This is a genomic window from Methylotenera sp., assembly GCF_030684185.1.
Taxonomy (GTDB): domain Bacteria; phylum Pseudomonadota; class Gammaproteobacteria; order Burkholderiales; family Methylophilaceae; genus Methylotenera.
On sequence record NZ_JAUXOY010000014.1, the window covers coordinates 712,185 to 724,932 of the forward strand.

At 44.6% G+C, this 12,748-nt stretch carries 10 protein-coding genes; 2 read left to right on the forward strand and 8 right to left on the reverse strand.

Annotated features, from left to right (window positions below; genetic code table 11):
* The 8 genes from leuS to Q8J82_RS06175 all read right to left on the reverse strand — a co-directional run bounded on the left by leuS (position 1) and on the right by Q8J82_RS06175 (position 10,722).
* Positions 1 to 2,481, reverse strand: a complete 2,481-nt coding sequence (gene leuS, locus Q8J82_RS06140) for a leucine--tRNA ligase (protein ID WP_304890153.1) — start codon at positions 2,479 to 2,481, stop codon at positions 1 to 3.
* Positions 2,482 to 2,651: 170 nt separating this feature from the next.
* A complete protein-coding gene (locus tag Q8J82_RS06145) occupies positions 2,652 to 3,251 on the reverse strand; it encodes a DUF502 domain-containing protein (protein ID WP_304890154.1) in 600 nt (199 codons plus the stop codon).
* Between the two features lie 125 nt (positions 3,252 to 3,376).
* A complete protein-coding gene (locus tag Q8J82_RS06150; protein WP_304908646.1) occupies positions 3,377 to 4,180 on the reverse strand; it encodes a DUF2189 domain-containing protein in 804 nt (267 codons plus the stop codon).
* 129 nt (positions 4,181 to 4,309) lie between these two features.
* Positions 4,310 to 4,963, reverse strand: a complete 654-nt coding sequence (gene adk / locus Q8J82_RS06155) for an adenylate kinase (RefSeq protein ID WP_304890156.1) — start codon at positions 4,961 to 4,963, stop codon at positions 4,310 to 4,312.
* A gap of 121 nt (positions 4,964 to 5,084) precedes the next feature.
* Complete coding sequence (gene rsmA / locus Q8J82_RS06160; protein WP_304908648.1) at positions 5,085 to 5,870, reverse strand: 16S rRNA (adenine(1518)-N(6)/adenine(1519)-N(6))-dimethyltransferase RsmA; 786 nt, start codon at positions 5,868 to 5,870, stop codon at positions 5,085 to 5,087.
* Positions 5,867 to 6,907 carry a 4-hydroxythreonine-4-phosphate dehydrogenase PdxA gene (gene pdxA / locus Q8J82_RS06165; protein ID WP_305327938.1) on the reverse strand — a complete coding sequence of 347 codons (1,041 nt, stop codon included), beginning with the start codon at positions 6,905 to 6,907 and terminating at the stop codon, positions 5,867 to 5,869. Before pdxA ends, rsmA begins: the two co-directional genes overlap by 4 nt.
* Before the next feature lie 60 nt (positions 6,908 to 6,967).
* Positions 6,968 to 8,272, reverse strand: a complete 1,305-nt coding sequence (locus Q8J82_RS06170; RefSeq protein ID WP_370653523.1) for a peptidylprolyl isomerase — start codon at positions 8,270 to 8,272, stop codon at positions 6,968 to 6,970.
* 17 nt (positions 8,273 to 8,289) lie between these two features.
* A complete protein-coding gene (locus tag Q8J82_RS06175; protein WP_305327939.1) occupies positions 8,290 to 10,722 on the reverse strand; it encodes an LPS-assembly protein LptD in 2,433 nt (810 codons plus the stop codon).
* Positions 10,723 to 10,914: 192 nt separating this feature from the next.
* On the opposite strand from Q8J82_RS06175, the gene Q8J82_RS06180 reads away from it, so the two are divergent.
* Positions 10,915 to 11,946, forward strand: coding sequence for an aminoglycoside phosphotransferase family protein (locus Q8J82_RS06180; protein WP_304909542.1), 1,032 nt, complete (start codon positions 10,915 to 10,917; stop codon positions 11,944 to 11,946).
* A gap of 2 nt (positions 11,947 to 11,948) precedes the next feature.
* Entirely contained in the window at positions 11,949 to 12,629 is a 681-nt protein-coding gene (gene murU, locus Q8J82_RS06185) for an N-acetylmuramate alpha-1-phosphate uridylyltransferase MurU (RefSeq protein ID WP_304909540.1), read from the forward strand.
* The last annotated feature ends 119 nt before the right edge of the window (positions 12,630 to 12,748 follow it).

Sequence of the window (12,748 nt, forward strand, 5' to 3'; positions counted from 1 at the left end):
TTACCCCACAACTACGTTAATGAGTTTATTTGGTACAACTATCACTTTGCGCACAGACATATTGTCTTCAATGAATTTTTGCACAAAAGGCTGTTGTAAAGCCAGTTTTTCTAACGCTTCTTTAGTTTCAGTTTTTGCCACGGTAATGCTACCGCGCAATTTACCATTTACCTGAATGACATATTCTACGCTGTCTTGCACCATGGCAGATTTATCCGCGACAGGCCAGCCTGCATCCAGAATATGGCTTTGCGGACATAGCTCAGCCCAAATGGCCTGGCAAATATGCGGCACAATTGGTGAGAGTAATAAAGCTACATTTTGCAAAACTTCCTGGCGAACGCTACGGGTAGTTTCGTCTGCGCCTTCCACTTTTGCCAGCGCATTCATCATCTCCATTACCGAAGAAATTGCGGTGTTAAAACTATGGCGGCGGCCATAATCATCTGCTACTTTTTCTATGGTGAGATGAAGTTGTAATCTTATTGCTTTAAGCTCTGCATTGAGTTCACCTTCTGTGTAGGCAGACGTTTGGCCTAACTCAACGTGGTCATAAGTGGCTTTCCATAGTCTGCGCAAAAAGCGATTTGCGCCTTCAACACCGCTGTCAGCCCACTCTAGACTTTGCTCTGGTGGCGCTGCGAACATCATGAATAGACGTGCGGTATCTGCACCATAAGTATCAATCAACTCCTGTGGATCAACCGTGTTGCCTTTCGATTTACTCATTTTACTGCCATCTTTCAGCACCATGCCTTGCGTGAGCAAATTGGTAAACGGCTCATCATTTTTAATTAAACCTACATCGCGCATCAGTTTGTTAAAAAAGCGTGCATAGAGTAAATGCAAAATAGCATGCTCAATGCCGCCCACGTATTGGTCAACAGGTAACCAGTAGTTTGCGCGTTCGTCCGCCATGGCTGTGTTGCTATCAAAACTGGCATAGCGTGCAAAGTACCAAGACGATTCAAAGAAGGTGTCTAGAGTATCAGTTTCGCGTGTGGCTTTACCGCCGCATGTCGGGCATGTGGTTTCGTAAAAACTAGGGTCTTTTTTAATTGGCGAGCCTACGCCATCCATTATTACATCTTCTGGCAATACCACTGGCAATTGCTCTGCCGGCACTGGCACTTCACCGCATTTTTCGCAGTGAATGATAGGGATTGGACAACCCCAGTAGCGTTGACGTGAAACGCCCCAATCACGCAAGCGAAATTGAGTGCGGCGTTTACCTAAATTTTTAGCTGATAATGCAGCTGCAATTGTAGCGCTCGCACCATCAAAATCTAAGCCGTTAAAATCGCCAGAATCAAACAAAACACCGTGTTCAGTCATCGGCAATGTATCAGCATCAGTATTTTTAATAACCGCTTTAATTGGCAAGTTGTATTTACCTGCAAATTCAAAATCACGTTCATCATGCGCTGGCACAGCCATCACTGCGCCTTCACCATAGCTCGCTAACACGTAGTTTGCAACCCACACTGGCAATTGTTCGCCATTAAGTGGATGCTTCACAAATAAACCAGTAGCCATGCCTTTTTTCTCAGCAGTTGCTACGTCCGCCTCAGCCACGCTACCACGCTTACATTCAGCAATAAAGTCAGCTAATGCCGGGTTGTTTTGTGCTGCATGCGTCGCCAAGGCATGTTCTGCTGCAACAGCCACATAAGTCGCACCCATTAAAGTATCCGGGCGTGTGGTATAGACTTTGAGGTTGTCTGCTTGCCCTTCGACTGGTTCGACAAGCTCACCAACCAGTTCAGGGTATGTGATGGGAAACTCCACCTCACAACCGTAGCTTTTGCCTATCCAGTTGCGTTGCATGGTTTTTACCTGCTCAGGCCAGCCGTCTAGCTTGTCTAAATCGTTCAGTAACTCTTCTGCATAAGCAGTGATTTTCATAAAATACTGCGGAATATCGCGCTTTTCAACCAGTGCGCCACTACGCCATCCGCGACCATCAATTACCTGCTCGTTGGCAAGCACGGTGCCATCAACAGGATCCCAATTGACGGTAGAAGTTTTTTTGTAGATTAAGCCTTTTTTGAAAAGCTCCGTGAATAACCATTGCTCCCATTTGTAGTACTCAGGTTTGCAAGTGGCGATTTCACGGTTCCAATCCACGCCTAAACCCAACTGTTTAAGCTGGGTTTTCATGTGTTCAATATTTTCATAGGTCCATTTTGCAGGCGCGGTATTATTTTTAATCGCCGCATTTTCAGCTGGCAGGCCAAACGCATCCCAACCCATCGGCTGCATGACGTTATAGCCCTTCATCTTGTGAAAGCGGCTGAGTACGTCACCAATCGTGTAGTTGCGCACATGCCCCATGTGCAGGCGTCCGCTGGGGTAGGGGAACATGGATAAGCAGTAATACTTAGGTTTATCTGAGGTTTCAGATGCGGCAAAAGTTTGATTAGCGTCCCAGTAGGTTTGGGCGGATTGTTCAATGTCTTTGAAAGGGTACTGCTGTTGCATAATTTAACTATTCTTGAGTATTAAATGAATCACGAAATTATACCGTGAAGCGTTTTTTTATGTTGGATTGTCAGTAGATGTGTTTGCAAAGATAGAGGCGTGCTGCTTGGTATCCAAACAAAGTTGGTGAGCCATTACAATAGAGGGAGAAAGAAACTATTTTGGATACGCTACTTGCTATTGACGTTATTGTGAGTAGCCATCCACGCGAATAACGATGATCGCATTGCTTCTTCTACCGACATATCAATAGGCTGTAGCCAGTCGCGTGGCACAAATACCGTATAGCCGCCAATCATATAACCCATTGGCAAATAGACCGCTACGCGATCGCCTTGCAAGAAGCCCTTGGGTAGGTCGGCAAGGTTTTGGCGGGTAATCAAACCCACCATTTCCAAATCATTTCCAGGCATTTTTAGCGTGACCACCTGTTGCGGAGGCGTGTCTTTATGTGGAGAAAAGTAATCGGCAAAATTCTTAAGAGAAGTATAAATGCTTTTGACAACGGGTAGATTGGTAAAAGGCAATTCCACCAGTGAAAGTAGTTTTCCTACGTGCCGGTGAGAAATCAGGAAGCCGAGCAGAATAATACTGGCAATACCGAGTACAAGACCTAAGCCTGGTAAGTAAAATTCGCCTATAAAAGGGCGAATCCACCACATGGCAAACTTTTCTGCCCAGGTCAAAAATAGGTAGAGAAAATATACCGTTAGGCCAAGCGGCAATGCTGTAATTAAACCGCGAAAAAAATATTGGTATAAGCGTTTCATCAGTAACGATTTCCAGAGGTCGATATTGTGGAGTTTGTAGACAAAGCTTACGAACCAATGCAATGCCTGCGTTGAGCCTGCCGAAGTGGTGGGAAATTAAAACCGTCTTTCCCGCCTTACGCTGGCTATGCGTTGTCGTCTTTGTGATTATTTGTTTCGACTAGGCTCCGATAGACGTGCCAACTTGCGTGCCCAACCACTGGCATAGTCACAATCAAACCAAGAAAACTCGTTGCTAAACCAAAGCCGACAAGCACTACAATGCAAAATGCCCATAGTAGCATTGGAACAGGGTTGCGTCGGCAGGCAATCAGGCTGGCCATGACCGCGGTGGCCGCACTGGTCTTGCGATCCATCATCAGTGGTACGGCAATAACGCTAATAGCAAAGATGAAGGTCGCAAAAAGCCCGCCTGCAGCAAAATAGAGGAGTGTAAAGTTGGGCTGTTTGAACGTGATTACATTAAGTACAACATCGGTAAAAGTTGGAAAATCATTATTAAAAAAGTAAGCAAAAATAACGAGAGATGCCCGTGTCCATACTAGCAGAACAACCACTAATAACCCAGCGAACAAACTGACGTTGATAAGGTTAGGGCGCCAGGCAGTTAGGGTCGGGATAAGTTTCGGTGGTTCGCCTAGTTCCATTCGGCGACTCAGGTCGTAGAGCCCCATCGCAAGAAAAGGCCCGAGCAGGAGAAATCCTGTGGTTAGCCCCGCCAAGAGCCAATAGTTTTCTGCGAAAAAAGTATGTATTAGCAGACCAGTGACAGTAAAAACAACGCCATAGAAGAGGCTGGCTCGGCCTCCTCGATGAGTGTCTGTCACGCCAGCATGAAGCCAGTCGATGACGGCACCAGCATTAACACGGCGAATTTCTGGGCAACCATTAAGAGGGTATTCAGTGTCTAGACTATCGCTTTTGCTCATGGATTAACCCTTTGTAAGTTTAATGGTTACTCATTTCGGCCAGTAGCTTATTTAAGGCTGCACGCTATTGGGGGGCAATATAGCAAACGTAGGGTGTGCAAATTAATTTATTTTGCACACCTATCGTGTTTATTTTAATGCCGAAAAAATATTATCCCGAATTACATTCATTTCACCTAAACCATTCACAAAGACATGTTTAGGTGCGCCATTTAAGCCGCTATTAGCCCAATCTGCATAGTATTTAACTAATGGTTTAGTCTGGCTGTGATATACATTTAGACGCGTTTTAACGGTTTCTTCTTTATCATCTTCGCGCTGAACTAAGTCCTCACCTGTTACATCGTCTTTGCCAGCTACTTTTGGCGGGTTGAATTTTACGTGGTAAGTACGACCGCTTGCAGGGTGGCTACGGCGACCACTCATACGTTCAACAATTGCTTCGTCTGGGACGTCGATTTCAACTACGTAGTCAATACCTACGCCTGCATTTTTCATGGCTTCAGCTTGTGGAATGGTGCGTGGAAAGCCGTCGAATAAAAAGCCGTTGGCGCAATCTGCTTCTTTAATACGTTCGCTTACCAGGCCGATTATCACCGCATCTGGCACTAAACCACCGCTGTCCATAAAACTTTTTGCTTCTAAGCCTAATGGTGTGCCTGCCTTAACCGCAGCGCGTAGCATATCGCCTGTAGAAATTTGTGGGATATTGAATTTTTCACGTAAGTAAGTGGCCTGTGTACCTTTGCCTGCGCCCGGTGCGCCTAAGAGGATGATTCGCAAAATTGCTCCCAATGAATAGTTAGTTTATTTAAATTTTATTTGTTTAAATTATAACAGCACTTTATGTGGCTAAGATTCGTTGACTGCCAAAATTTAATGTAGTAGCGACGCCCCGTCGCTACTAGAGTTTGTGTAAGTAATTTGCGATGGCGACAAAATCGGCCACGCTCAAATTTTCTGCGCGAAGTTGTGAGTTGATATTGAGTGCGGTAAATCCATCGTCTTCAAGCAAGCCCTTTAGCGTGTTGCGCAAGGTTTTACGTCGCTGTCCGAATGCAGCTAGCACCACTTTGGCAAACATAGTTTCGTCATTTGCAACAAACGGCAAATTAGCGTGAGGCACGCAGCGCACAAAAGCTGATTCGACTTTTGGTGCAGGCACGAAAGCTTCTGGTGGCACTGTGATTAAGTAATCCATCTTTAAGCGATATTGCAACATGACGCTTAAACGCCCGTATGCTGGTGTGGATGGCTCTGCGACCATACGCTCAACCACTTCTTTTTGCAGCATAAAATGCATGTCGGTAATGCTGGACACGTTATCTAGCAGATGAAATAAAATTGGCGTTGAAATGTTATAGGGTAGGTTGCCCGTTACTCGAAGGTTGTTTCCCAAGCTAGTAAAATCAAACTTAAGCGCATCGGCATTGTGGATTGTGATGTTGCCGAGTTTGCTATTTGATGGTGCGTATTCTTTTTGCATCCATGCGATGATGTCGCGATCAACCTCGACCACATGCAGATGATTCAACTTCTTTAATAAAGGCTTTGTGAGCGCGCCTAAGCCTGGGCCAATCTCGACCATTAAATCATCCGCTTTGGGTGAAATAGCTTCTACCAAGCTTGCAATCACGCTTTGGTCAGTGAGAAAGTTTTGCCCGAAGCGTTTTTTTGCAATGTGTTTCATGAGTTGATTGCGCTTTTAGATTTATTATTCGCTAGTGTAATGGCCAATTCAATAGCTGCCAGCATGCTGCCAATTTCGATATTGCCTGTACCGGCACTGTTTTTTCCAGCTAAGCCCAGTGCGGTGCCATGGTCAACTGAAGTGCGGATGATGGGCAAGCCGAGCGTGACATTTACGCCTTCACCAAAACTGGCATGCTTAAGCACAGGCAAGCCTTGGTCGTGATACATGGCGAGTACAGCATCGGCTTTACTTAAATGATGCTTCGCAAATAAGGTGTCCGCTGGAAGCGCGCCTATGAGTTGCATACCTTCAGCGCGCAGTTTTTCTAGCACAGGGTTAATCACTTCGATTTCCTCACGGCCTAAATAGCCATCTTCACCTGCGTGAGGGTTTAAGCCTGCGACTAAAATACGTGGGTTGTCTAAGCCAAATTTATGCACTAAATCGTGGTGCAGAATACGAATGGTCGCTTCTAAACTGTTTTGCGTAATGGCGGCGGGCACATCTTTAAGCGCTAAGTGCGTTGTGGCAAGTGCAACTCGCAAGCCACTGCCGACCAGCATCATGACTACTTGGGGAGTATTGGTTTGAGATTCTTTTGTAAGTTCTGCTAAAAACTCGGTGTGACCGCTAAAGGCAATGCCAGCATCGTTAATAATGCCCTTGTGAACGGGTGCGGTGACCATAGCATCAAATACATTTTCCAAACACCCTAGTGCTGCTCTTTTTAGCGTTTCTAATACATATTGACTGTTTCGTGCATCTAAACTGCCAGCAATTACGGGGGTGCTTATCGGCTCATGTAATACTGTTAATGCCCCGTCGCCAACGTGTTTTTGGATATTATTTGGAGTGTAGGGAGTGATTTTTAGGCTTAACTTAAGCTGTACTGCGCGCGCCTTAAGCATTTCTGCGTCAGCAACTACTACGACGCTGGCATTGAGTGATTTGTGCGCTAGCATTACGCACAAATCAGGCCCTATGCCAGCGGGCTCACCTGCTGTGATAGCAATAGTGGGTAATGAGCGGCTCACGAGATTAACAGGTGTCTGAATGCGGGGTGTTTGAAAATAGCGCGTCTGGAACTAAGTCGGTTAAAACTTATCTTCAAGTCTTAGTTCGACATAAGCACGGTCGCGCAACTCGCGAATCCAGTCTTGATAGGCTTCATCCGCCTTGCGGCCGCGAATTTCCTGGCGTGCTTTCATTCGGGCAGACTCTTTACTCATATCTTGCGAGCGGCGCTCAATCACCTGAATAATGTGCCAGCCAAATTGACTGCGAACAGGCTGACTGATTTGGTTGTCTTTAAGGTCGTTCATGGCTTTTTCAAATTGCGGTACTGTATCGCCTGGATTCACCCAGCCCAAGTCGCCGCCGTTTGAAGCTGTGCTGTCTTCAGAGTATTGGCGCGCGAGTGCTTCAAATTTTTCGTTGTTATCCAAACGCTCTTTAATGACATCCATTTTTTGTTTGGCTTCATTGTCAGACATGACTTCAGATAGTTTGATGAGAATGTGACGCGCATGCGTTTGTTGAATCACTAGTGGCGAATTACCGCCGCGTTTGTTGGTAAGCTTCAATATGTGAAAACCATTTGGGCTTCGTAGTACTGGTGAAATTTCACCACTTTGCATATTTTTCAGGGCGTCTAAAAACAGGGCGGGCATTTGTGCTCCGCTTTTCCAGCCCAAATTACCGCCTTCCAGGGCATTGGGCGCATCTGAGAAGCTCACAGAAACTTTGGCAAAGCTTGTGCCTGATTTAAGCTCATTAACCGCCTTGTCTACTTTGGCTTTAGCTTTTTGAATATCTTCAGTAGCGCCTTCTTCTGGCGTACGAATTAGAATATGAGATATTTCAAATTCGTCCTGATTTTCATTTCTGGAGGCTTGTGAAGTTAAATAATTATCAATTTCCGACTCGCTTACGTTGACTCGGCCATCAACTTCACGTTCTCTCAGACGCGCAATGGTGATTTCGTTACGGATGTCAGCTCTAAATTTACGCATGCTAATACCGTCTTTAGCAAGGGCTTCACTAAACTCAGTCAGGCTTAATTGGTTTTGCTCGGCAATGCGCTCAATGGTTTTATCTAATTGATTGTCATCCACCTTAAGGCCGATTTGCGCCGCATATTGAATTTGCAGGGTGTCTGAAATTAAGCGTTCTAAAATTTGTTTACGTAAAATACTTTCTTCAGGTAATTCAGTACCTTGTTTCTTCAGTTGTGCAGTCACAGTGGCAATGCGGCTCTCCAGTTCTTGCTCCGTGATAACGGTTTGGTCGACAACGGCCACGATGCGGTCTAACTTAACAACGCCCGCAGCGTGGGCGTTAAATTGACCAGCCATAAGTAACGCACTGGAAAGTAACAGAAGGTGAAGGGTATGTTTAATAAAAGCGCTCAAAATAGTTACTCGTAATAAGGTTGTTGGTAGGTGTCAGGGATAAGCCCTGTGTTCACATAGCCTGGAATGTTACGTTTGATTGTTGATAATGGGTTAGCGCCAATTGAAGCTAAGCCGCCGAGTTCAAGTTGAAAAAACAGCGCATAGTTGGCATTCGCAGTGGCGGTGCTGACGCGCTGAATAACCGTTCTTGTTTGCCAACAACCAGCATCATACTCTAAGCCTGCAAGTGTTTCGATAATTTGGCTTTCACGTAATGAGTAGTTGGCGCGGCCTATGCCATACCAGCCTTTACCCAATGGCCATTGGGCCGATATGTCAAACTGGTCAAGACCTGCTGCTGAAGCGGTGCCTGATCCGTCACGTCTGTAACTATAGCTTAGATTAAGTGTTTTTCCTGGTTCTGGATTATAACGGCTTGTCAGCGTCGTGTGAACTGAGCGTGAATCGTCAGTGTTGTATTGCCAAATCGCATTAATATCCCAATGATTTTGTAAATTGGTACTCAAGCCCGCAATAATATCCGAACTATTGCTTTCGCGTAACGTTGCGCCAGGCAGCCCTACTTTTTGATCGGCAAAGTAATAACGCTGCCCAATCGAAGCTGAAAGACGCTGAGCGCCAGTATCAGACTCAATGAGTCGAGTGGTGAGCGCCAAACTAAGCTGATTTGCGTTATTGATACGGTCATTGCCGGTAAACTGGTTTTCACTGAAAAGGCTACTAAAGTTCAAGTCATATTCGCTGGTATCAAAAATTGGAATATTGGACTGTTTTGAATATGGAATATATACATAATACATTCTAGGCTCTATCGTTTGCGAATAACCTTGGTCATTAAATTTGAAGTCCCGATCAAAAAATAAGCCGCTATCTACGCTCACTATAGGCAGGGTGCGTTCAGCAGAACTTTGGTTGTTGGGATCATTGCTAAGGCTGTAACTGGTGTGATGAATGCCTAATTTAGGGGTAATGTAGCCGTAGGATTTATTCATCGGCAAGCTAATGCTTGGATAAAAGCTAAATCTTGTCCCAGTTACTGTAGTTGGCGCATTCTTATTCGTATCGAACGCGACAAGCTGCGTGTATAAATTTGCATTCACATCGCCAAAATATTTGTTGCCGTTCAATGTCATTTGCGGCAAACGTTCGTAAGGATACGACACGTTATCCAAGGTTTGAAATTTTTGAGCAAGCGCATTAAAGCTCCATGTATCATCTCCGTAATTCAAATTAAATTGTTGCGGTAAATTCACTCGGCTGGTGGTGACTATTCGCGTTGATAAGTCAGAAAAATATTGGTCATCCGATACCTTTTCTAAGCTATAGCCAGCAGACCAGCCGTTGCCCAGATTGTGCTGATGTTTTAAGTTTGCATAATAACGATTTAGACCATTTTGGTTATCGCTTGGCAGGTATTCAAGGTTATCAATACCAGAAAATGTGTCCTCTAAATATCTAAACTCGCCTTGCAATTGAACGCCGCGCTTACTTAAAACACGTGTTGCAAGGGTGGCGTCCATATTGGGTGATATATTCCAGTAAAATGGTACAGATAGCTCAAAGCCACTTTTGGACGTAGTGCCATAGGTAGGCGCAAGTAAGCCGCTTTTACGCTGATTGTTAAATGAGAAGCTTATCCATGGCGTGTAAATGAGCGGCACGCCTTTAAATTCGATGTAGGCATTTTTAGCAACCCCTGATTCGGTGTAATCATTAAGTTCTAATTCTTTGGCTTTAATATACCAATCATCCACACCCACTTCGCAAGTGGTATAGCGCGCATTTTTCAGGCGCTTTTTATCCTGACCTTCAAAAATAATAGCGTCGGCATCGCCGCGCGAACTCGACCTTGGAAGTTGTGATTTCAGGTCAGATTCAGCACCTAAAGAGCCTTTAGCCTGATTAATATCCGAGGCGATAGAGTAACTGCTCATTCCGCCAATTTGCGGGCTTTGCAGGTTACCTAAACTTTTAGAAAATTGCTCCGAGCTACCAGTAACGGGCTGATTTTTTTTAGTTTCAGCCGCTTCAACCATGCTGATTGAAGCATCTTTAATTTCACCTATGTTTTCAGATAAGCGCATGTGCAGCTCAGGGCCCGTGAGCTTGGCATTTCCCATGTTAATGGTTGCATTGCCTTTAACATTCAACTCATCATTTTGCACATCGTAGTCAATCACATCGCCCGTTATGCTTTGTTTACCGCGGCTAATGGAGGCATTGCCAGTCGCCCGCATTTTTCTGTCAAGCTGCAATTCAAGTTTATCACCATCAATCACAAGAGCGTCATCTGCTACTTCGGCAGTTGAAAGGCTAATTGATTGGGTTTCAGGTGATGCAGTGCCAAGTGGCGTAATCTCACCTTCCGCTTGCGTGCGCAAGCTGCAAAGTAATAAAACCATGGTAATGACGCTAAAAAAACGGCTTTTTAGCATGAAATTAACACATTGAAGAGTTGAGAAATAGAAGGCACGGGTATATAGACAGGCTGTTTTATTTTATCAGTGATAAAATCTCATAAATTGGGTTTTTTGGCAATCAATAAATCGTATTCACCGCTTTACACGTCGTGTATTTCAGGCTGAAAACGGCACAATACAACATTATATAACATTGGATAGATAGTCGTGGATGATAGACAACAACAACTAGTCATTTGGTTGAACACCATTTTGCAACAAGCGAGTTTTACGCTGACAACAGCTTCAGCTGATGCCAGCTTCAGGCGTTATTTTAGAGTACATTTGGCTAACTCGTATTTGGGTCATCAAACACTGATTGCCATGGATGCGCCGCCGCCACAAGAGGACTGCGCGCCATTTGTTAACATCGCTAAGCTTTTTCTGGATGCCGGACTTAATGTGCCACAAGTACTCGCCCAAGACTTAACGCATGGCTTTTTGCTTTTAAGTGATTTGGGAGACGATACTTATTTAACACAATTAAATACACAAAGCGCACCTAAGCTATATCAAGACGCCACTAATACACTCATTAAGCTGCAGCTTGCCGGTAAACCTGATAAGTTGCCTGCTTATGATGCGGCCATGCTTACACGTGAGATGCAGCTGTTCCCAGACTGGTACGTGGCTAAACACTTGAATGTTAACCTGAATAACGAACAGCAAATAGTCTTGAAAAACACTTTTGAAATTTTGAATAAAAATATTCTCGCACAAGGTCAGGTTTACGTGCATCGAGATTTTCATTCGCGTAACCTCATGATTACTCAAGAAAACAACCCAGGGGTTTTGGATTTTCAGGATGCCGTATATGGCGCAATTAGCTATGATTTAGTGTCATTGTTAAAAGATGCCTATATTAGTTGGGAAGAAGAGCAAATCATTGATTGGGCCGTACGTTATTGGCAACCTGCCAAAAAAGCAGGCTTGCCTGTGCCAGATGATTTCAGTGAGTTTTATCGTGACTTCGAATGGATGGGTGCGCAACGGCATATTAAAATACTGGGTATTTTTGCGCGCTTAAGTCATCGCGATGGTAAAAACGGTTACCTAAAAGACATGCCGTTAGTGATGGGTTATTTACGAAAAGTGTGTGAGCGGTATGTGGAATTGCGGCCGATGTTGCGATTATTAGATGCATTAAGTGGGCAAGATAAACACCCCGATGCTAATTACAAAATGTTGCTGAAATTATAACGATGAAAGCCATGATTCTAGCCGCAGGGCGTGGGGAGCGTATGCGCCCACTAACAGACCATACGCCCAAACCTTTGTTGAAAGTAGGTGGAAAGCCACTCATTGTTTGGCATTTAGAGCGTTTAGCAAAAGCTGGATTTAAAGAAATTGTTATTAATCACGCGCATTTAGGTGGGCTGATTGAAGCTGCTTTAGGGAATGGCAGTCAATGGGGTTTAACTATTCAATATAGTCCCGAAAAGATTGCGCTGGAAACTGCAGGCGGTATCGCTAACGCCTTGCCATTATTGGGAGACGAACCTTTTTTAGTAGTGAACGGAGATACTTTTACTGAAATGGATTTTGCGCAACTTAAATTAAATCCTAATAACCTTGCACATTTGGTGTTAGTGGATAATCCGCCGCAACACCCACAAGGCGACTTTGCAATTCAAGACGGCATGCTGAAAAACGAAGGCACACAAAAGCTCACGTTTTCAGGCGTTGGCGTATATCACCCAGAGTTGTTCGCCAGTATCGCGCGTGGTGAGCCTGCAAAACTCGCTCCGTTACTCAGGCTGGCGATTGCACAAAACAAAGCCACTGCCGAGCATTATCAAGGGGTGTGGCATGATGTTGGTACGCCAGAGCGCCTGAGTATGTTAGATGCGCAGTTAGCCTTCAATTCAAAAGGCTTATCATAAAAACATTCTATTTCCTTTGTGATATTTATCACTGAGTAACATTCAATTTGTCATGATACTGGCACCATCTGTGCTAAATGCATTTTGTAGCAGCACAGTTTATTCATCCATTTTGAAAA